This window comes from Mesorhizobium sp. A556 (genome assembly GCF_054489545.1).
This window is the reverse complement of the sequence record NZ_JBTMXA010000001.1, coordinates 510,674-530,785: the sequence shown is the minus strand read 5'-3', so window position 1 is coordinate 530,785 and position 20,112 is coordinate 510,674. Positions and strand designations below refer to the sequence as shown.

28 protein-coding genes are annotated in these 20,112 nt (G+C 58.3%); 1 reads left to right on the top strand and 27 read right to left on the bottom strand.

What is annotated here, in order from left to right; all coding sequences use genetic code 11:
- Nucleotides 1-51 precede the first annotated feature (51 nt).
- The 27 genes from ACX3P0_RS02690 to ACX3P0_RS02560 all read right to left on the bottom strand — a co-directional run bounded on the left by ACX3P0_RS02690 (nt 52) and on the right by ACX3P0_RS02560 (nt 19,308).
- Entirely contained in the window at nt 52-303 is a 252-nt protein-coding gene (locus ACX3P0_RS02690; RefSeq protein ID WP_459086368.1) for a hypothetical protein, read from the bottom strand.
- Complete coding sequence (locus ACX3P0_RS02685) at nt 300-2,687, bottom strand: portal protein (RefSeq protein ID WP_459086367.1); 2,388 nt, start codon at nt 2,685-2,687, stop codon at nt 300-302. Before ACX3P0_RS02685 ends, ACX3P0_RS02690 begins: the two co-directional genes overlap by 4 nt.
- 48 nt (nt 2,688-2,735) lie before the next feature.
- Nucleotides 2,736-3,365 carry an FkbM family methyltransferase gene (locus ACX3P0_RS02680; RefSeq protein WP_459086365.1) on the bottom strand — a complete coding sequence of 210 codons (630 nt, stop codon included), beginning with the start codon at nt 3,363-3,365 and terminating at the stop codon, nt 2,736-2,738.
- Nucleotides 3,365-4,894 (bottom strand): hypothetical protein, encoded by a 1,530-nt coding sequence (locus tag ACX3P0_RS02675; protein WP_459086363.1) that lies wholly within the window; start codon nt 4,892-4,894, stop codon nt 3,365-3,367. The genes ACX3P0_RS02680 and ACX3P0_RS02675 overlap by 1 nt, the downstream gene beginning before the upstream one ends.
- Nucleotides 4,881-5,330, bottom strand: coding sequence for a terminase small subunit-like protein (locus ACX3P0_RS02670; protein ID WP_459086362.1), 450 nt, complete (start codon nt 5,328-5,330; stop codon nt 4,881-4,883). The genes ACX3P0_RS02675 and ACX3P0_RS02670 overlap by 14 nt, the downstream gene beginning before the upstream one ends.
- 153 nt (nt 5,331-5,483) lie before the next feature.
- Nucleotides 5,484-6,104 (bottom strand): YodC family protein, encoded by a 621-nt coding sequence (locus ACX3P0_RS02665; protein WP_459086360.1) that lies wholly within the window; start codon nt 6,102-6,104, stop codon nt 5,484-5,486.
- On the bottom strand, nt 6,094-6,285 hold the full coding sequence (locus ACX3P0_RS02660) for a hypothetical protein (protein ID WP_459086359.1): 192 nt from the start codon (nt 6,283-6,285) through the stop codon (nt 6,094-6,096). Before ACX3P0_RS02660 ends, ACX3P0_RS02665 begins: the two co-directional genes overlap by 11 nt.
- Nucleotides 6,285-7,166, bottom strand: a complete 882-nt coding sequence (locus tag ACX3P0_RS02655) for a DUF4214 domain-containing protein (protein WP_459086357.1) — start codon at nt 7,164-7,166, stop codon at nt 6,285-6,287. Before ACX3P0_RS02655 ends, ACX3P0_RS02660 begins: the two co-directional genes overlap by 1 nt.
- A 156-nt stretch (nt 7,167-7,322) precedes the next feature.
- The gene (locus ACX3P0_RS02650; protein WP_459086355.1) at nt 7,323-7,514 is read right to left on the bottom strand and encodes a hypothetical protein; all 192 of its coding nucleotides are present in this window, start codon (nt 7,512-7,514) and stop codon (nt 7,323-7,325) included.
- A gap of 918 nt (nt 7,515-8,432) precedes the next feature.
- On the bottom strand, nt 8,433-9,017 hold the full coding sequence (nusG, locus tag ACX3P0_RS02645) for a transcription termination/antitermination protein NusG (protein WP_459086354.1): 585 nt from the start codon (nt 9,015-9,017) through the stop codon (nt 8,433-8,435).
- Nucleotides 9,018-9,212: 195 nt separating this feature from the next.
- Nucleotides 9,213-9,476: a hypothetical protein gene (locus tag ACX3P0_RS02640; protein WP_459086353.1), complete on the bottom strand. Its 264-nt coding sequence runs from the start codon at nt 9,474-9,476 to the stop codon at nt 9,213-9,215.
- A 5-nt stretch (nt 9,477-9,481) separates the two neighbouring features.
- Nucleotides 9,482-9,745, bottom strand: coding sequence for a hypothetical protein (locus tag ACX3P0_RS02635; protein WP_459086351.1), 264 nt, complete (start codon nt 9,743-9,745; stop codon nt 9,482-9,484).
- Nucleotides 9,742-9,963 (bottom strand): hypothetical protein, encoded by a 222-nt coding sequence (locus ACX3P0_RS02630; protein ID WP_459086349.1) that lies wholly within the window; start codon nt 9,961-9,963, stop codon nt 9,742-9,744. The genes ACX3P0_RS02635 and ACX3P0_RS02630 overlap by 4 nt, the downstream gene beginning before the upstream one ends.
- Nucleotides 9,964-10,809: 846 nt before the next feature.
- Nucleotides 10,810-11,175 carry a hypothetical protein gene (locus ACX3P0_RS02625; RefSeq protein WP_459086347.1) on the bottom strand — a complete coding sequence of 122 codons (366 nt, stop codon included), beginning with the start codon at nt 11,173-11,175 and terminating at the stop codon, nt 10,810-10,812.
- Nucleotides 11,172-11,501, bottom strand: a complete 330-nt coding sequence (locus ACX3P0_RS02620) for a hypothetical protein (RefSeq protein WP_459086346.1) — start codon at nt 11,499-11,501, stop codon at nt 11,172-11,174. Before ACX3P0_RS02620 ends, ACX3P0_RS02625 begins: the two co-directional genes overlap by 4 nt.
- A gap of 58 nt (nt 11,502-11,559) precedes the next feature.
- Entirely contained in the window at nt 11,560-12,381 is an 822-nt protein-coding gene (locus tag ACX3P0_RS02615) for a YdaU family protein (RefSeq protein WP_459086344.1), read from the bottom strand.
- Nucleotides 12,378-12,911, bottom strand: coding sequence for an endonuclease domain-containing protein (locus ACX3P0_RS02610; protein WP_459086342.1), 534 nt, complete (start codon nt 12,909-12,911; stop codon nt 12,378-12,380). Before ACX3P0_RS02610 ends, ACX3P0_RS02615 begins: the two co-directional genes overlap by 4 nt.
- Nucleotides 12,908-13,315, bottom strand: coding sequence for a DUF1064 domain-containing protein (locus ACX3P0_RS02605; RefSeq protein WP_459086341.1), 408 nt, complete (start codon nt 13,313-13,315; stop codon nt 12,908-12,910). Before ACX3P0_RS02605 ends, ACX3P0_RS02610 begins: the two co-directional genes overlap by 4 nt.
- The gene (locus tag ACX3P0_RS02600) at nt 13,312-14,292 is read right to left on the bottom strand and encodes a DNA-methyltransferase (protein ID WP_459086340.1); all 981 of its coding nucleotides are present in this window, start codon (nt 14,290-14,292) and stop codon (nt 13,312-13,314) included. The genes ACX3P0_RS02605 and ACX3P0_RS02600 overlap by 4 nt, the downstream gene beginning before the upstream one ends.
- Nucleotides 14,289-15,677: a DEAD/DEAH box helicase gene (locus ACX3P0_RS02595; protein ID WP_459086338.1), complete on the bottom strand. Its 1,389-nt coding sequence runs from the start codon at nt 15,675-15,677 to the stop codon at nt 14,289-14,291. Before ACX3P0_RS02595 ends, ACX3P0_RS02600 begins: the two co-directional genes overlap by 4 nt.
- Nucleotides 15,678-15,814: 137 nt before the next feature.
- Nucleotides 15,815-16,234 (bottom strand): hypothetical protein, encoded by a 420-nt coding sequence (locus ACX3P0_RS02590; RefSeq protein ID WP_459086336.1) that lies wholly within the window; start codon nt 16,232-16,234, stop codon nt 15,815-15,817.
- 6 nt (nt 16,235-16,240) lie between these two features.
- Entirely contained in the window at nt 16,241-16,615 is a 375-nt protein-coding gene (locus tag ACX3P0_RS02585; protein ID WP_459086335.1) for a hypothetical protein, read from the bottom strand.
- Nucleotides 16,616-17,104: 489 nt separating this feature from the next.
- Nucleotides 17,105-17,425, bottom strand: a complete 321-nt coding sequence (locus ACX3P0_RS02580) for a hypothetical protein (protein WP_459086333.1) — start codon at nt 17,423-17,425, stop codon at nt 17,105-17,107.
- Nucleotides 17,422-18,225, bottom strand: coding sequence for a hypothetical protein (locus ACX3P0_RS02575; RefSeq protein WP_459086332.1), 804 nt, complete (start codon nt 18,223-18,225; stop codon nt 17,422-17,424). Before ACX3P0_RS02575 ends, ACX3P0_RS02580 begins: the two co-directional genes overlap by 4 nt.
- On the bottom strand, nt 18,226-18,540 hold the full coding sequence (locus ACX3P0_RS02570) for a hypothetical protein (protein ID WP_459086330.1): 315 nt from the start codon (nt 18,538-18,540) through the stop codon (nt 18,226-18,228). It lies immediately after the preceding gene.
- 73 nt (nt 18,541-18,613) lie between these two features.
- Nucleotides 18,614-19,090: a Cro/CI family transcriptional regulator gene (locus ACX3P0_RS02565; protein ID WP_459086328.1), complete on the bottom strand. Its 477-nt coding sequence runs from the start codon at nt 19,088-19,090 to the stop codon at nt 18,614-18,616.
- Nucleotides 19,087-19,308, bottom strand: a complete 222-nt coding sequence (locus tag ACX3P0_RS02560; protein ID WP_459086326.1) for a hypothetical protein — start codon at nt 19,306-19,308, stop codon at nt 19,087-19,089. The genes ACX3P0_RS02565 and ACX3P0_RS02560 overlap by 4 nt, the downstream gene beginning before the upstream one ends.
- A gap of 89 nt (nt 19,309-19,397) precedes the next feature.
- On the opposite strand from ACX3P0_RS02560, the gene ACX3P0_RS02555 reads away from it, so the two are divergent.
- Entirely contained in the window at nt 19,398-19,814 is a 417-nt protein-coding gene (locus ACX3P0_RS02555; protein WP_459086324.1) for a hypothetical protein, read from the top strand.
- The last annotated feature ends 298 nt before the right edge of the window (nt 19,815-20,112 follow it).

The window sequence follows — 20,112 nt, the reverse complement described above, 5'->3', positions numbered from 1 at the left end:
ACATTGCCCCGTGTCGTGGGGCTGACGATTTGAGGCCGAAGCCTCGAATTCCTAGGGCCGATCCATCGTCGGCCGCGCCGCCTGATTGCCAAGCGCGATTTCCATCTCCAACTCGGATCGCAAGGCACGAATGGCATTGACGCGATCCGCCAGCCGCCGCCGCTTTCTGTCACCGAAGATCGAGAATGCTGGAGCCGCCAACATTTCGTCCACAGACCGCCGCTCAAGGCTTTCCAGAGCATCGACAATCAACGGCTCGTCAAGCAGCCGGCGCGCGGCCTGTGCCCTGTCAAACTGGTTCATTGCGCGCCTGTGATGTTGGTATCGGCAACAGGCCGGGACTGGCTCATCTTCACCATATTGGCCTGCGCCGTCAGTTCCGCCTCAAGCTGCATTTCAGCCAACCGCATCTCATGCTTCATCTGCATTTCCTCGCGGGCGATCTGGATGCGAGCGGCGGTTTCTTCGCGCAATAGCTGCAACTTGGCCGACGCTTCCTCGCGCATGGCCTGAAGATTTGCGGCGTTCTCCATGGCCCTAGCCTGAGCATCCATCTGCATCTTGGCTTGGCGTTCTTCGGTATCGGCCTGCATTTTTACAGCCGTGGCCTTCATGTCGAATTGCTGCTTCTGCTGCTCCATCTGAAGCTTCGCTTGCATCTCGGCGGCCTTTGGATCGGGAGGCTGTTGGGCCTGCTCTGCCGCCTGCTTGGCGCGCATGGCCACGATTTGATCCTGACTGATGTCAGGGAAATAGCTCTCAGCGCTCTTGATCCCGGAGACTTCGGCCATTTTCCGATAGGTATCGAACAGTTGGCCGATGTTCACGAACTCGTTGAACGGTCCCATCTGCATGACGACCTGTTCCTGCTTGCCGACGATTGCCCCGAGCATGGCAAGGTCACGATCACGCGATCCCGAGCCGAGGCCGGTGTTGATCGTCACGTCCATTTCAGCATCCCAAGCGCGCGGGTTCATCTCGACCCACTTGCCCCGGAGGCGGATCATGCGCGACTTGTCCTGATGCTTCACAAGCAGGCGAAGCAGACACTTGAACAGGCGCTTCATGCCGTTTTCGGCAAGGTTGCGGGCGTAGCTCTCCATCTTGGCATAGGCCGACGACTGAGAGGCGTTGACCGCCGTTGCCGTCTGGTTTTGCAGCGCATCCAGATCAAGGCCTGTCGTGGCTCGAGAGACACCAGTGCGCGACTCCCGCACCATGTCGAGATATTCGAGCATCTGATACGATTGGCCGGCCGTGAAGGGTACGACAAGCTCCTTCACCGCAGTTGCCGGATCTCCGTCGGTGTACACCAACTGGCCCAAATCCTGCGTGAGAAGCGCTTCCGGGTTCTTAATCCCAGTTGTGCGGACGATTTTCTGAGGGTTGTTGGTCTGGTAAAGATTGTCGATCGTCTGGCGAAGCAGGACCGTCTTGATCCGCTGGATGTCCACCGTCTCGTCAAAGATAGAGCGCCCGCGCCACCGGTGCGGAACCGGATCGGGGACCAGATCGGTGAACGGCAGGTCGTCGCCCCATTCCTCATTTTCGAGAATGGAGAATTCACCCACTACGCCGCCAAGAACGACCTTGCGCCACTCCGAAACACCATCGCCGTCATAGTCGCACTTGATGTAGCATTCGTGGACCTGAACCTGCTCTGTCGCCTGATCGGCTTCAGCTTCCTCAACATCGCCAAGGCGTGCATAGGTGCTGGTTTCCGTGGAGGTAGCCGACGCCACCGGCAGATCGTTGATCTTGTCCCGGTCATAGCCCTGCCGGACAAGCTCGGACCGCGTCTCCCGGAAGGAATGGCCGCAAAGCAAAGTCTCGTCTTCATCGATCACCGTATCTGTCGGGCCGATGAAAAATTCCTCATGCGGGAGCGCCTTGACGCACAGGCTGCCGTCCGCAATCTTCGTCTTGATCTTGCAATCGTGGACCTGTGGAGCCTGTTGGGCTTCCATCATCTGCGCGGCGACGGCTTGGATATCTTCCGGCGTTGCACCTTGTTCAATGGCCTGCTGAGCCATTGCCTGCAATTCTTCGGGATTGGGAACAGGCGGCGGTGCCCAATCCGGGTCATCTCGCTGCGTATGCTCTATGATCTCAACGTCATCGCCGTCCACCAGCATGGCGAAAGCATCGTCCGACAGATCGGAGTAGCTTTCCGTGGCATAGCGAGGCGACGGATCGTACCAGTGTTTGATCAGCCCGTTGCCGAACGCCAGCCCCTCATAGAAGCCGGAATGAAGGGCCGAATAGCCCCGGCAGTCGTGCATCAGGATGTAGTTGACGTAATCCGTCGCCTGATTTGCCTCTTCCTCCGAGATATCGACTTGTTCCTGAACAGGAACGCCCTTTTCATCGTGTACCGGATTGCCGCTATCATCGGTTTTTGGCTGGTCCACCATCTTGCGGCGGCGCGGCTCGTAGATACCGACGTTTTCCGAGGCCAGGAATGCCCGCAGGAGCGACGGCAATATCCAATGCAGCGTGTCAGCGGTATCATGCGAAACGGCGCTGGATTTCCCCTTCTCATGCGGGAAATCGACTTCGCCCTTGATGAACTTGAGCGCTTTATCGCGCAGTTCAGCGGACTTGCCGTCAGTCGCAGTCTTGGAAATGGCCTTGTCGAGCAGCGAAACGAGTTCGCCGTCCGTCATGCCGGAGGATTTTTTGGCCATGTATATCCTTTGCGGCGGGGATCGGACCCGCACGGAAGGTGTTGGAGGCTATTCAGCCGTCCAGAATTCATCGAAGTTCATGCGCTTGGCCATGGAGTAGCCCGCGTCCTTCATGAACTGCCGGATTTGGTCATCAGTCGCGCCGAAATGCCCCGAGTGATTGCGCAATTCGAGGCATACGACCGGCTTGCACCGCATGATCGTCTCGACAGCGCCCCTGAGTGCATTGAGTTCGTAGCCCTCGATATCGAACTGGATCAGATCGACGTTTTCCATGCTGTAGCTGTCGATCGTCACCATTGGAATGTTGCCGCCGGCCTGCACCCGGTTCGCGCCGGGGTTTACCTGTCCCATCCAGCGATCCATGGCGATAAAACCAGGTGCCGCGCCGACTGCCGCCTGTGTGAACACCACGTTCTCATGAGGCACATTATTGACGAGGCAGCGAAACAGGATCGGATCGGGCTCGAACGTGAACACCGTTTCGAAATGCCCGGCCATCTTTTCAGGCCACAGCCCGCCATTCCCGCCAGCCTGGACGCAAACGCGGCGCTGCTTGCACAACTCGACCAGTTCCGGGATTTCCGCCAGTTCTTCAATGACAGTCGGCCATGTGTATTGATCGCCCTTCGGCCACAGCCAGCCGCTCGAATTGACCTCGACCGCGTCAGTCAGCATCAAACCACCCAACTCAAATCGCGCTTTGGCATTGTGATCGTCTCGTGGACCGGCTCGGCAAATGTCAGAGCCACCGCGTCCCACTCGTCCGGGGAACGCAGCCCGCGCCTGCGAATGTCGTCTTTGCTTTCGAGTAGAACCCGGCTCAGGCTGTCGTATTTGTAGCCCGGCGCACATGCATCGGCTTGAAGCGGGTCGCTGTCCGGGATACTCACGCCACCCGGTTCATCAAGCCAATCCTTGGACTTGCCCCAAATCTCTGCCCGGCGATTGGCATACCCACCTTTTGGCCGGCCTGCCTCGTCCAGCATAGGAGGCTCGAATGGTGCGGAACCAAAGTTGATCGCCCGGACCACATCGCCGTAACCCATTTCAATCAGCCGATCATAGACACCGGCACCAACGCCACCCACGTCGATAAACATGCGTGCCGGCTTCTCGGTGTCGATCACCTGCTTGGCCCAACCTGCGCCCTGCATCGTGTCGAGCTTTGATCGGCTTTCGACCTTCATCACCTTGCGGCCGCGCCGGAACGCCATCGAATGGCGGTCAGAGCCTTTCCAAGCAGGATCGTACCCAACGACCAACAGCCCCGAAGGCCGCACTTCGGCTTTCCTGGCCTTGATGACCAATTCAGGCGGTATGAAACTGTCGTGCCCCGTCATCTGGAACGCCTCGGCGGCCGTTGCCGGATATTCCTGCTTGAACAGCATCGGGTCTTTCAGTTCGGCAACCTTGTTGCGCCGCCACGCCATCTGCTCCAGATCGAGGCGGTGAGCGTCCATATAGGCTTGCTCTACCTCATCCAGAACGAACCCGTCAGGAACCTCTCGCCTATATTCCGGCTGCCAGAACCAAGGGATGAATATTGCTTCGTAGTCTCCGACGCCTTGTTCGGCCTGCTGCCAGCGCTCGTGAAATTCACCGCCCAAGCCGTTCGCGGTTGATTCCAGAATAATCTCAGTTCCCGGCAGATCGGGAATGGCCTGGACCACACCGGCAAAGTGGGTCGCAGCATTGGGCCAGAAAGCCACCTCAGAGCCGTGAAACAACTGGACCGTCTGCGACCGCCCCGTCGCCTTCGCTCCCGCCGTGCCGACCGCGTAACCGCTCTCAAGCTTGTCGAACAGTAATTCCTTGGCGTTGGATGCCGATGTGCTCGGCTTCACAACCTCGGGAACGTGCTGATGATACCGATCGACCATCCCGAACAGGTTGTTTGTAGCATCCTGCTCATGGGTGAGAATGAAACACCGCAGGCCCTTGTGATGTGTGACCCGGTGATAGAAGCGCCCGCCGACATAGGTTGATATGCCCTGCTGCCGTCCTTTGAGGACAAGCGCTCGAACCTTGCCGGTTTTCTCTCTTTGCGCCTCAAGCCTCGTGTGAAGGTAGGATTGGGCCTCATTCAGTACCAGCGGCGCGATTTTGCCGTCCTTGGCACGGATGCGCAGGCATTTGCTGGCGTAGTGCGAGAAGTCATTCTTGAGCCGCTGCCTGATCGCGCGCTCTTTATCACTCAAGCTCACCGAGAGCGTCCTCGTGGCTGATCGTCAGGCGTCCGCCAAGCTCAAGCTTGTCGCCATATTTCTTCGGCCGGAGTTTGCCAGCCATCCATTTGCGAGCGTCAACCCGAAGGCGGGACCGCTGGATATGTTCGCCATTGGCCGCCCATCCAGCATCATCTTCGCCGCGGCGCTCCATCCAGTCATTGCGCGCGTCGTCAGATATTTCAAGAATGTCATCAAACAGCGTGTCGGCCTGCAACTCGCGCGCGAGCGCGTACTGGTCGCGGAATTCCTCGTGCGCAGCTAGCCAACGGTAAACAGTCGCCTTGTCCGGGAATTCGTCATCCTCGCAAATCGAGCGAAGGCTCCTACCATCCGCAATGCGCTCACAGATCTTGTCTGCGGTTTCGGCAGAGAATGAGGATGGCCTCCCAACCTCTCGGGCTTCGTCAGTCATGGATCGTCACCCTCGAAATAATTCGCCGTTTCCCTGATTTGTCACGCGCATCCACAAGCCAGACAGGCCGCGCGACGGTTTCTACAACCACGATCAAAGGCTTTTCCCGTTGACGGCTGGCAATGGGTGAGAGGATGGCCTGTCTGGTGTTTGTTAATTCTCGGGAGGCGCGACCGGCGGTTCGGCGGCCCTGATGCATCTGATGTCGAGAACTGCGGCTTCCAATTTGCCGTCTGGCCCGAACCACATACATTCGACCGCTCCATCATCGCGGCCCCATGTATCAACAGTCATTACCGGGCCGCCCGACTTCAGAACGACTTGATCGCCTGTTTTGAATTGAACGCAGCCATTCAGTACAGCACCGAACATTTCCAGACGAACGGCCTTTGGAAGGAGGTCGTAAGCGTCGGGGTGGTCAGCTGCAACCGCAGGCTCCAGCGCGTCGGGAAAACGACGTTCCATATCCTTGTATACCCCAGTGATTTCTCTCACCGTCGTCGCGCCGCATCCCGGCAACCGGCCCAACCGTCTCTCGGCGCCCAAAATTCCTTCTTCCCGGTAAAAACGTAGAATATCTCCTACGAGAAATAGACCCGCATCATCGAAGGCGCGATATCCTCTGACAGTCATGCTCAAATCATCGCCGATGCACTCTGCCAGCGCGCCGCTATAGATCGCCCCTGGATACATCTGATAGCGAGGCGACCTTGGCTTCGTGGCTTCGGCAATGATTTGGCGAGCCGCAACATCCCTCTCGTCTTCAGCCAGCATCATTCCACCTCACAAACCCAATCGGATCGAGCCGCTTGCGCGCCATTATCGGGTTGCCGTCCGAGTCCATCACACCAATGTCGATAAGTTCGACTTCCTCGAACACGGTCCGGGCGGGGTAATTCTCTGCGTCTACCGGCTCGTCAATGTTGGCCATGCGGCGAACGACATAATCGCGCATCAGAACGTCCGCAGCTTGCCTTGGGCCTCGGGATCGTAAAATCCGGCACCGCCCCGGCCGCCGCCTAGTCGTACCTTCTCCTGATTACCGCCGACCGGGCCTTTCAGCTTCTTCGTCGGGTCTTCTTCCGGCTTGTCTTCTTCAATCACCGGCTCGGGAGCGAAGATGCCGCCAAGCAGCCCTTGAAGCGAGTTGATCGTGTCCTGTCCCGCATTCTCACCGAACAGCGCCTGTAGACCGGTGAGCGGGGAGCGGCTCGATCCGCTGGCCATGCCGCCGAAGTCCGAGAAGATATAGGGCATGTTGTTGATGCCCTGCGTTGCGGCGCGGGCCTGATCGCGGAATCCGTCGCCCAACGAATAAGCGCGGCCCTCCTGGCTCTGCTGGATTGAATTGCGGATTGCCTGAGGGCCGAGCGTATCGAACTGTGCCCCGTAATAGGTTAGCCCTTCTGGATCGGGTTCGCGGCCGAGAAAATCCTTGTAGAGGCCGCGGATTTGAGCCTCGGGCGAATTGCGAACGCTATCGAGGACGTTGGAGGGCGTGGTTCCTCCCCGCATCTTGTCGGTGTAAAACTGTTGCCCTCCCGCATCGGGCTGGCGACCGAGATAGGCTTGATACGTGCGCTTGAGGAAATCCTCTGGCGATGTGCCATAGAGCGGTGCGCCCTGCACGAATGGAGACTGCGATGGTCCACCGGCCGGCATGGAACCCGGCAGAGGCATAGACTGCACGTTTGCTCTCGGCTGCATGGGCATGGCTGGCATTGGCTGTTGCGGAATGCCCGTGGTGGTCATCAGGGGCATGGACTGGATGTTTCTCGGACCGGTGGGATTACCCGGCTGCAACGCCGTTCCCTGCTGATAAAGGTTAGCTGCCATTTCGAACCTCGATCTTTTCCGGTGGAGCGCAATCTGGACAGGGCATTCCTGCCCCGCAGTCGCAGGCGTCGGGACGCTTGCTTATGCCGCGCCATGGCTTGGCTTGATGGTATTCACAGACATGGCCGGTCCCGTCGCAGCGGGAGCATGTGATGGTCAAACCAAATCCTGTTCGATGAAATCCGCCTGTTTTCGCAAGAATTCCACCACCTCGCTGGGTGTCATTGCATGGAGGCAGAGAGCGATCATGTTTTCCAAGGCTGTCCGGTTTGCCCGGCGAAGATAGTCAGCAACAGCGGCGTCCGACAAAGCGTCGAGTTCTTCTGTCGCCCTTCCACGTTCAGGCATTGCGAACCTCGAATTGGTGCGATTTCAACCGTGAGGTTGTATAAACCCCGTGGCCGCGACCATTTTTGCTGGCCATCGGCGCAGGTTCGCAACCTGTGATTGGTAAAATGATCGGAACCGCGCCGTCGCTGGCTGCTACGTGCGACTTAGGCCGCGCCCTACTGAAAGGTTCCTTGGCGGCTACCCATTACCAAATTCAGTTCTGGCAACGGCGCGATGTGAAATTGAAAAAGGTCCGCGCATGGCGAGCCTGTAGTGTAGATGCGAGGCGGAACCTGCTTGGCTGGCAGCTTTCTTACGAAAACCCTTTGCCTATCGACCGGGCAGAGCCCCAAGTGTCGTCCAGCTTCTGACTTTCGGCATCGCCACGACTATGTGACCACCGCCGCCTCGCATGAGTGACCCGCCGGGGTGCGCTTCCAATGGAGAGGCGTGGCAGGTTCTGTTCTCGCTACCCCTTGCGGGATAATTTCAGGACGGGCCGGGCTCGCTGATATTTGGGCGACGCGGGCCTACCCTGGCCTCAGATCACATCCCGGCAGACTTGACATTCCTCGGCTTGCGCCGCCGTCCTGAACTGGTCTTGACCGCACTCTGGCGACTGAAATGAATGGGGCGAGCACGGTTTCTCCGTGAAGGCATCCAGCGCCAGGATCATATCACCCGTTCTGCTGGTGCGCTCCCCAACTCTGACCGCTTTCGCGGAATTTGCTTGCCCGCGCTGGCTTCTCTGCTGGCACGGTGGCTCATGAAGATTGTAGAGGCACTGGCGGGCAATTGGGAATAGAACTCTGATGCGCCTACTGCGCTTGTGGCAGGGCTGGGTTTGGCCGGCGTGTGGTCCCGATGCGGTCCGCCAGTCACCAAATCATCCGAGACGGATATTAACCTAAATCTGGTTAATTACAATACCTCGTTTCAAGCCGCTGGGGATAACTGTTCAGGATCGAACGATATCTTTGACCAGCGCCCGAAAATGGCAACCAACGCCTCCACCTTGCCGCTGCTGGTGACTTCCTCGACAACCCCCGAGAATGAGGCGAACGGCCCGCCAAGCACATCGACTTGCGTTCCCTCTTTGAACACCATCCTCACCGTTTCCTTTTTGGTCCGGGCCTCTTCCTTCCTGTGAATGCGGGCGGCTCGGGTGTCGTCAAAGCGCATATCTATTTCCGCCAAGAATATCGCTTCGATATCCTTCGCCGGGACGATTACAGGCGTCCCCTGAGGGCCGACGATGCTTTCGACGCCTTCACAAGCCCGAGCAAAGCCGAAGTGCTGACGCCCTGCCCCCTTGGGCATACCGACGAACAAATACCGCATCATCAGCGGGCGCTCATGCTCTCGGACGATATGGGTGCGCTTATTCTTCGTCTCGTAGCGCTGGCGAGGATAGTACACGTCGAAGCCCGCTAGCCGCAGATTGTTCGCCGCCTTCGTCTCGCTCTTGATGTTGGCGCGAACCACATACCAGTTCAGGCCTTTGTCGATTGCCGCCTTCATGCTTGCCTGTCCCTCGTTTCAGTTGGTGCGCCTAAGCCGTTGCGGGTTTCTCAACGAGCCATTCGCCGCTAGGGAGCAAAGTGTGCCGCTCGCACCAGATGCACCCCGCCTTGGCCGCCGCTTCGGCTTCATCGCCTTCTTTGCCGCATCTCGGCGGGCCTTGGCAGACGACCACTTGTGGTAAATCTTGATCGCTCATGGCATTACCCTTCCTTGTTGATGCCCGAAGCGTGGATCGATGAACGACGCGACTGGGATTGGCTGCGCGCACCACATGCCGACTAGAGCTCTGCCGAGTTCCGTGGTTTCGATCGCGCCGTCATCGCGGTCGATCAGGATGCCGTCATGGATGAGATCGGAAACCGTTGGACTGTAGGCCGGCGCGGCGCTGCGCGGGAACGTGGTCGGGCTGACATGATGGTGAAGCACGATCTCGATTTGATAAGGTGTCCAGCTCATGGCGCTTACCCTTCCTCGGAGAGAGCGGCGGCCTTGAGCGCTCGGATGAAATTGCGGACCACCGGATAAGTTTCACCGGATACGCTGAAACGAGCATCGTGCATCAACTCGCCAACGGCATGAACGAAAGCATCGTCGTCCGCGTCTATTGCCTCGATAGCGGCGCGAGCGTATCGGCCCCAGTCGTTATATTTAGATGTTTCCCCACTTGAGAAACCGCGCTTCCATTCTTCAAAAAGAGCCTTCTCAACTTCCTCGACCTTGCTCATGTCTGCTGATCCTCGTTAATCGGTCCGGGTTCGGATGGCACAGGACGCCATTCGACGCGACGGGACTTAAGCCCCTCGACCATGCCGTAAGTTAGAATTTCGAATTGCTGGTGAAGGACACCGCCAACGAATTTCAATGCCACTGTTGGTTGGATCATCTCGGCGTCTGGGGCGTCGGTAATATCGTTGAGGTAAATTATGCTGCCGGGTTTGCTCATGTCTTGCTCCTGATGGCAGAGGCGATTGATTTCATGATCTGCTCTCGGTCGCCTTCGGGGTGGCCGTATGGCAGGAATGTCTCCGCGATCTTCGCCGCCCTCTCGTCTCGGGCTAGGAGAGCTTTAGCAACGTCTCGAATAAGTTGCCTTTCGTGGCCGCTCGCATGCCGGCCTGCGACGACCTCACGAGCTTTATCCATTACGCTTTCCGGGAGTGCGCTTGTGGAGACCGGCGTCATTGGAGCCACCCCCATTTTTTCCCGCTCATTATCGCGGAAACATGGCTCTGAGATATGTTGAAGGACTTTGCGATTTTTGATTGAGAGACAGAACCCCTCATCGACCTCATCTCCAAAACCTGCTCACGTGTTAGTTTTGCGGAGTGGTTGTCTTCACCCAGCGGCAATGTCCCGTGGATTCTTTTGTCATCCTCGTTTTCCTGACGAGTTTTCCAAACTACGTGGGCGGGGCTGACGCACCCGCCACTTCCGTTCCCGCACGTATGCGCTGCCTCATAGGCAGCGGTCGGTGGCGGCCCATTCGCACGCTCGCAAGCCATTCTGGAAGCGAGATCCATAGTCCCACGCTCCTTGTTGAATAGCCTGCCGTATCCGTCTCTCCCCCGCCTATATGGCCAAATAAGGCAATCCGGTCCAGCATGGCTAAGAACCTCATTCTTAAAGAAATTCTGAGCCTCGCCATTAGCTGGACGCAACCGTTTAAAGGGGTCTCCGTGGACGGCGCAGCGCGTATAGTGCGCTGCGCACATGCCAAGCGCCTTTACCTTGCGGTCGCATCCGTCGATTGAACATATGCGTGCCACCTTCGCCTCGGGGTTTGTCGCACTCATGCTGTCCTCTCAGATGCACCGAGGATCGAAATCCAAGGAAGACTGATGTTCGTCCCCTCGCCCTTGGCGCTCATAGCCTCACCAAGCTTCACGAGGTTCGGCATGAATTTGCGATAGGCCAGGATGCCCGATGCTGTTTCAAACACCTCACCGAGAACCGGGGCCATTGCCGGCGCGTCGATCTTCTGTCGAAGCGCTTGTAAGTGGCGCTGCCGGCGCTTCTTCTCCCGCTCGCGGGTTCTGATCTTTTCGCGACGATCGATGGCGGCTAGTCCGAAACTGTCATCGTCGCGAACCGGCTTGATGGGCTGATCTGGCAGCATCCGGAACCATGGCTTGGTGAATGTCGGTTGGGTGTTCATGCTGCTTTGCCTCGCCGTTGATGAATCTGCGCCTTTGGATTATCCGCGACTTGGGCGACCAGTTCCGGATCCAGCTTGAACGTCTCTTCGGCCTCGGCTTTCTCGTAGCCCCGGCAGAAATCCGCATAGATGCGGGATACCCGCTCGCGTTCGGCCGCTGATGGTTCTGGACGTGGCGCGGGCCGATCCTGCCGCATCTGGTCTTGCCGGTGCGCCCGTTCCCGTTCCCGATCGTGCCATTCCATGGCTTTGTCGCACTGGATGCGCAGTTCAGGTGGGCTGGGATAGAACGTGTGACCAAGCGAGCCGCGAAGGATGAACTTCACCGCCTCGGCAAGGCCGTGCTTCGTGGTTCCGTCCAGCGCGATGAAATAAACCTGCTGGTCAGATTCGACCGAGAAGGTTGCCCGAGACGGCAAACGTTCGAGTGCCGCTAGGGCTGTTCTCCAATCGTCGGGCGTCGATTTGGACCACACGTCCTGATGAATTGTCGGTAGCATCGTTTTGCCTTTGTTCGAAAAGTTGCTTGCGGGAGAATGAGCCGACCGTTTCAGCCGGTGGCGATCCGCCGCGTTGTTGCGGGCGGCGCTCGACGGCATGGCGGCACCAGTTGCGCCACGTCGCTGGCCAGTCGAGCTTGACGCCCTTCTGCCCGGGCTGGGAAATCCAGTAATCGCGGAACTTGAGCGCTTCGCGTTGGGCCTCGGCTTGGGAAAGGCCGGCCTCTACCGCTGCCGCCATATCCGGCGAAAAATCATCGGGAAGTCTTGTCCCGCGTTTTTTGGAAGAACCGCTAGGTTCTTGTTTTTCTAACCCTTGGTCTAAGGTTCTAGGTAACGCGCCCGTATCAGTGCTTGTGGAATGCACATGCACTGCACTTGCATCGCCTTTGCCCTTTTGGTGGCGGCCATTGGCGGCGGCCCGGCGCTTCTCGATGATATCATCGGCCTTGGTGAGTTCGGCATCGATGCGCTTGTGGGTCCAGTTGGGACCGAACAGCATCGCCAAGACTTCCCGGCTTTCCTCCCATTGGGCGCTATCCATGCGAGCGAGACGCGCGATTAGGCGCTCGTTCTCAGGCATCTTACCGTTCTGCCAGTAGTGCATGATCATAAGCAGATAAGCGCCGTGCTCAGCGCCCGTCAGGTGCCCGGTGTCAGCCAGGTAATCGTCTATATGGAGAGGCATCCAGGCACGGTTGCTCATCCTCGCGCCATCCATGCGTCTTCGACGGCAGAGAACACGGCATCCCGGACCTCATGGGCACAGTCCATGGGCTTCCGGTAGATTTCGCTTCCGGTGAAGCGAAGAACCTTATATCCAGCCGTTTGTAATGCCCTGTCGCGGGATTTATCGCGTTGCGCCTGCTCTTTCGTGCGTTCATGGAAATTGTGGCCATCACACTCTATAGCGATTTTCACGCTCGGCTCAGCCCTATTGAATAGGGCAAAATCAAGCCGGTATTCTTTAACCTTGAATTGGGGGATGATAAGCGTCGTGTACGGGTGTGCCAACGTCTCATAGAATGAGGGCTTCAGGACTTCGCCCTTCGGCGCGACGAGCACAGCGTCACCCAATATGCGGAAGCAGAACGCCGCTGCCACGAGCAACTGCGCTTCGATAGGGCTGTCAGTATTCGACACCGCCCCGCCTTTTACGCAGTCGTCATCAACCATAGCTTGTTCGGCCCAGTCCCTCGCCTCAGACATAATCATTTCTGTGAGTTTGGTTGTCACTTCACCACCTCGATCTCGATGCCCTTGAGGGCTCGCATCATCTTGCGCTTGAGCTTGAAAACGTCCGTCTCGACGCCCTTGACGTCGATCACCCTGAAACGGTCCTGCTCATGGTCCCAGAAGGCGGCATCCGCGATGTAGACGCAGATCACCTCGCCTTTCGGGCCGAGCAACGGGAAACGCTTCTGAAGTTCTAGGCCACCGATCTTGCCGGCCTTCTCAAGCTGGATAAGGCTTTCGCAATAGGCGGCTTCGCGCTTGCTGTCGTAGCGCCTGCCGTCGATCACAACCGGCGTGTTCCGATACTTGCGCGGCTTCGCGGGCGATCCTGACTGCGACAGATATTCAGCCGCCGTCAGGTGCGATGTCCGCCCCCTCGCCTCTGTGGGGGTGGAAACGGTCATTCTGCCGCAACCATCTGAAACAGGTTGTCGGTCTTAGCCTTATCGAGTTCCGCGATGTTCCGAACGGCCTGGCGGAAATAGGACGGCTTAAGCTCGAACCCAATGCCCTTCCTGCCGGCAGACACCGCGCCGAAGACCTCGCTGCCGATGCCAAGGAACGGCGTCAGCACCACGTCGCCGGGATTGCTCCACAGTTCGATGCACCGCTCGATGACGTCGAGTTGCAGCGGCGATATGTGTTGCTCGTCCTTCTCGTCCCGCCCGCCGCGATACTGCAAGGTGCGCGACTGGTTGATATCCATCCAGACCGGGCTGGCGTAGCGCTGCCAGACCTCGATCGAATACCATCGCTTTGCGTCTTCCGCGTCCTTGTCGGTGCGCAGTTCGGCGGCGATCGGCGCGTTGCCGTATCCAACATAGCGATCAAACCGGCCTGCGACTGGTTCGGGGTTTTCGCCGGGCTTGCGGAACATGAGCATATAATCGGCAAGGCCCTGCCCGCTGATCGTGCTGTCCTTCTCTATCTGCTTGTGAAGCAGCCGGATCGACTTGGTGCGCTGCTGCGCCACTACCGGGTCTTTCCAGATGCAAACCTCGGAATGGAATATCCATCCGGCGTCCTCATAGGCTCGGACAATCTCACCCCGGAAATCCCGCATCCCGATATGGCCGTGACGGATTTTCGACGTGGGAAGCTGCATGCAATGAACAGCATGGATACGGCCCGGCATGGTGACGCGCAGCAATTCCTGGATCAGAAATGCATAGTGCTGCCAGAAGCCGTCGCCGTCATTGTTCGAGATATCTCGGTCGAAGTTCGAAAACCGATACAGACCTTCGAACGGCGGGGAATGGATACCGAAGTGAACGCTATCACCCGGCATTGCGCGGATCAGATCGCAGGCGTCGCCCTGGTAGATGGCATAATCCGGCATGATGACCTGATCGACCGCCAAGATGCTCTCATGCTGGTTCATGCTGCCACCTGTAGGAATTGAGGGAGGATGACGGGTTTCGTCGGGTTGTAGTCGGGCCGGTCGCGGACCATGCCGCGCACCGTGGCGCTGGAAAGATCAGCCATGTGCATCACCATGGATGCGGCCATGCGTTCGGCGTCGGCTTCCTTGCGCTTGAGGTTGGCGACAACAGCGCCTTCCGTCTCAGCGGCGATGAAATGGACGTTGACGGGCTTTGTCTGACCAAAGCGCCAGAACCGGCGAACGGCCTGGTAAACCTGCTCGAAGCTATCGTTGAGGCCGACAAAGCCGGTATCGCAGCAATGCTGCCAGTTCATGCCGAAGCCGGTCAGTGATGCCTTGGTGACCAGAACGCGGATTCGGCCTTCCGTGAAGTCGAGCAGTTTGCGCTCTTTCACATCGTCGGTATCGGAACCGGTCAGGTTCACCGCGTCGGGGATCTGCCGTGCGAGCGCTTCCGCCTCGCCGTTGAGATTGCACCACCAAACGAAAGGCCGATCGGTCGGCGTGATCTTCGCGGCCATGGCAACACGTTCGGTAACGGTATCGCGGCGGGCTGAAATCCGCTCGGAAAGCGACCGCGCCTCCATCGGAAAGAGAAGGCCGGTATCGAGCGACGGCGCATAGTCGACACCGACGACATGCTGATTTTGAACCAGCGGCGGCAGGTCGTAGCCATCATTCGGATAGCCAAGATCGGACGGCTTGCGCAGCATCACCGCCCATGCGGCCATCCATTTCCAGAACTCGTTTTCGGCATGGCCTTTCAGCCGCCATTTCTGCGTGTCGCCGCCGTCATGGATGAAAAACGTCGCGAGCATATCGGTGTAGGACATGACGCCCAGGAACTCGGCATGGTTGCCAAGCTCCATGAAGTCGTTCGGTGCTGGCGTTGCGGTCGCAGCCAGTCGGAACGGGATCGATGCGCATTCCTCGATAAGCCGAGTCCGATAATGGCCGTCGACGCTTTTGAGGATCGAGCTTTCATCGAGGCAGACACCGCCGAACGCGGACAGGTCGAAATGGCCGATCTTCTGATAGTTGGTGACGTTGACGCCCGGCCCGACTTCCGACTGATCCTTGACGATGCGAGCCGACAGGCCAAACTTGCCGGCCTCACGGATATGCTGCAGGGATACGGCAAGCGGTGCGAAGATCAGGACCGGCTTGCCGGTGTACGCGGCGACCTTCTCGCCCCATACCAACTCCATAGCCGTCTTGCCCAGGCCAGTGCCGGCAAAGATTGCCGAGCGGCCACGACGCAACGCCCAGGCCACGATATCGCGCTGATGCGGGAACATGAACGCCGGCAGGTCGCCAACGTCGACCATGCCCGTCATCGGGTCTACGATGCGCTTTTGAGCGAGGAACTCGGCGTAGCCCATCTACCTCGCCCCCCACAGTATCCAGATGAAAAGCAGGAACGCGAGCATGCCCACGGTGAAGAAAATCAAACCGCCAACAAACCCGCTTCGAGGGTTCCAAAATCGCCACCATGGGCAGGATGAATTTACCGTCATGGCTATTCTGCCGCGATAAGAACGGGCTTGGCCGATCGCTTACGCTTGGCCGCGATAGCTACCTCGTAGCTCTTGCGACCGTCATCGCCGGGGTCGTAGCCATCGTCCAGCGCGGTTAGCGCCGGTCCTACCGATTTGATGACAAGGCGAGTCTGGCGCAGCAGTTCGTCGTTGGCTGCGCAGTCCTCGGCATAGCGGGCGTCGAGTGCTGCCCGTTCATTGACCAGCCGAGCCTCGTTAGACCGGGCGTCGCTTAGGAAGGCGCTGAAGCTGCTTGCCGTGCGGTCAAGGATCGTCGGCGGCGCGGGCGTGACCGGAAGCACTTCGGCCTCGTGTTCGCCAACGGCAAACGCCTTGGTCAGTTCATCGCATAGGCCGAGAACGTTGTCCGCTTGATCGTCATTGCGCTTGAACCACATCATTCCTCGTCACCTTTCAATTCCGGGGCTAGGGCTTGTGCCCAATCTGCGCGGCGGCTTCCGACCGCTATCCAGTGCCGCGCCACCACCTTCCTGACCGGCCAAGGCAAGCATCGTCTCAAGATGCTCAAGACGGCGACGAAGGGCTTTATATTCATTCCGGGCTTCCTCGATTTTGGCCTCTCGTAAGGCGTCTTTTTCTTCGCCATCAACGCGAGAGGCTTTGCCCTCCCACAGTTGACGAATGCGTCTAAGTTTCAGTTCTTTCCTGACGCGCCCCTTCATGAAGTCATAAGCCGCATACTGCGCAGCTTTGACGCTCCCATACCGTCGAGGATCGAAAACCTCCGGCAAGTTATTCTGCATGAACGTTGTGTCACTCATTGACGTACTCTTGTCACTCTTTGACAGCACCTTGTCGTTCCTTCCTGCCATGATGATCGGCAGCAGGAAGGAGCAACGAAAGACTATGGAGACGATTGGCGAAGCGGCGCGCAGATTGCTTGCAGGCTTGGAGCGCGCGGCTAATGCCAGGAAAGACGGCTCGGAGCGCCGTAAAAGCTCCGAAGAATTTGAACCGGAGGCGATCAGCCGAGAGGGCAGCGATCAGCGCTCCGGTATCCGCCGGGAGGACAGCGGATTGGTGAAAACTTGCGGGCAGGAATTGCTTGGGAACCGACATGCCGTCCCGGCAGTTGAACCGGTCGTCACTACCACCTGCCCGCATTCGACGCGGCTGGTAGACGGAACTGTTTCGGGAGCCTGTTGCACTCCCGCGCGTCGAATTGGAATGCGGAGCCGCCCGCATAGGCCGGGAGACTGCAAGGCTAGACCTCGGGCCTTCGGTCTTCCGGCTAATGATGATCGGCGCGGTCATGCTGACACCGAGCGTTTTGCGCCGTGAAGCATGGCCGTGAAGATGGATATGTCGGATTTGCGGGTCTGGACCGGGCGGAATGCCTGGATAGGCCAAAGCGCTTCGGCAAACGCATTGCTGTACTGACGCGGTGCGTTGACAACCTCTTTGAGCCGGATGCCAACACTCTCTTGCCCGTCCGTGACGGACACAGCTATTTCGCGGATGGTGTAGACGGCCCCGACGAGCGGGAGGATTTCGCCAGCCCAAACGTCCGCGACGATGCGCTTCACGCAAACAACTTTGTCGCCAGCTTTCCAGTCGAGGAACTGCGTCATGCCGCCCTCGCCTGCATCGCCTGCATCGCCAAATTCGCGCATGTCGAACAAGAGGCTTGAGAATGCATGAGAGCGCATTGCTCGCCTTTTACTGCGCGGCGGCAGTTTGGATTGAGGGGCTTGGAAATTGCGCCCGAGACAGGATCCTCATCCGTCTCGGGCTTCGCCTGCAAGGCTTGGGAGGGCTTGGATGCAGGCGAATGGGGAATAGGTTGGGCGGCTTGCTCCGATTGGGCGCTTATGTGAACCGCCGTAGCGGCCCGGTCCTCTCCGCCAGCATCGGGGCTTGGTTTGCTGAGATTGCCGCCCGTAATCTCCTGAACTCGAGAGGCCGGGGTATTCGTTGCCGTTTCTTCCGGCTGTTCCTGGGTGTCTGTGATCGAAAGGATTTCGCCGGTTTCTGGATCGAATGGCGTCGAGCGCAATTCCTGAACCGATTGCCGCATTTCCTTGGCCGCTTGGAGAAGGGGATGCTTCGGCTCGACTCCCTTTGCTTCTGCGTAGGATTGGCTGGCAGAAAAATTATTCTCGTTCATATTCGCCAAGCCGAGCATGTCGGCGTAGGCGGCGGTGTCGTCGGCCTTGTCCACGATCTTCTTGACGCGCTTGCCGTCGCCCGCATCGTCGTTCTCGTCTTCGACGTGGGCTTTGATAAGCGCCTTGAGGGCACCCCAATCGCCGCCATTGGCCGCAACAACATCGCGGAACCCGGCGATCAGCTTGGCGTCGTTCAGTTGACGCTCGATGATCGGGCCAGCTTCGGCCATAATGCTCTTGAGGAATTGGGAGGTGACGGCCATCTATCGCTTCTCCCCGATGGCGAGGTCGAGATATCGCTTGACGATTTCGCTGAGGCCATGAAGGCCGTCCGCCTCGCTTTGCGGCATATATCGAATGGTGCGGACAACGGCTTTGAGAGCGCCAATGTCGAGGTCGCCAATCTTCGCTTCCGCGTAGATCATCGCCTTGCGCTTGTTTTCGAGATCGATGCGTTCTTCCACATCGATCAGACGGCGAACGACGCTTGCGACTTCGGCGTCGAAGTTGCGGCCTTCGTAGTGACCGGCCTCTCGCAAAAGGGGATCGAGGTGAAGGAGCTTCACTGCGCCGCTCATGCCAGCCTCACAAACACGGCAACCGTCAGCGCGGTCCATAGGGCTAGATCAACGCATGTGAAGGGATCGGTGGTCATGCTGCGCGACCCGGTACTGCGCCAAAAACATCAGGCCGAAGGAGATGCCGGGAAATGCCGGTGACGCGTTCAACGTCTATTGCACGGTCGGGCGGCACCTGTTTCCACTGCGCGATAGCGCCGGGAGTGATGTTGAGTGCTTCCGCCAAACGGCTCTTTGTCCCGCGAGGAACAAGGACGCCGCAAAACTCAACGGGCTGCGCGCTAGAACGCATGGGCGGCGTATCCACCCTCATGCCGGTAATGAAGTCGAGCAGGGTTTCAGTCGAGGCAAACCACTCGCCATGAACGCGCAATTCCGAAAACTTGCGATGCACGGCAATCTCGTCGGCTCTGCTGCCGCGCCAGTACCCGAGAAGCCGGCACGGGAACGGCGCATCGGAAGCGATCTTGCTGAACCGAAGTTCCGGCTGGTTCGAAAAGCCGATCTTGATCCGCTGGCCGCATTCCACAGCATAGACAAAGCCCATCATGCTGTTTTCTCCATCGGAGAACGGGCGCGCTCGGCCATGAATGATCGGATTTGCGCTTCTGTTTCAGGCCAGACGCGAGCCGGCTGGCCATTGGATCGCGGCGTTCGCAACCGCTCCAGAAGTCTGCCGTTGCTCACGGCAAGGATGCCAAAGCGGTACTCTCCCATGCCGGTCTGGCGCAGGAATTGATCAATGTCTGTGAGGAGGTTTGTGCTCATGTCGAGGCAATATACACGCTTTAGCGGGCATATCAATACCCGCCATAACGTGCACACGCTTTTGCGCGCGTCATGCTAGCAATTCGGCCATGGAAGCCGATTGGAAAGACCGCCTTTTCAAAGCGATAGATGCTGACGGGCGCAGCGACAGGGCTATCAGCCTTGCCGCCAAGCTCGGCGCAAACTTCATTGGTCAGATGCGAGGAAGCGCCACAAAGCCCCCTAAAGAGCCTAGCGTTCACCACGTCTTGAAATTGGCCGGCGAGTTGGGCCTATCACCCGTCGAGCTATTTGCGGGGACGAAGATTCACCATCCCGCTCGGACCGAGCCGCAAATCCTGGCGACCTTGGAGAGCATCGACGGGCTTACGTCGGATGACGTGTCATTTCTGATGAAAAATATTAAGGCTGCGCTTGCTGACAACGTCGGATCGACACAAACGGGTCCTCGTGATCAATCAGCGCGCGGAACTTTCCTCCATGAAGTTCAGCCAGCCCGGAAATAACCATCTCGGCACCGCGCTTGATTCTTATCACTGGATCGAGCGGGCGCGCCGCCGCCATTTCCCGCAACTTTGCTAACGTTTCACAGTTCCGCGTCCTGACGAGCGGCCCAAATTCAATCATGATACCCCTGCCCTGAATTACCGTTGATATGCTCGCTTCACGTCTTCTGTATTAATTTTGATCACGGCTTCCTCCCGTTTTACGAGAACATAATAGGAACTATTCCCTACCCGGATGTCAACGGAATTTCGCGCTACCTGTTATCTCGCATGGTCCGTCACAAGCCTTTGCGGCGTG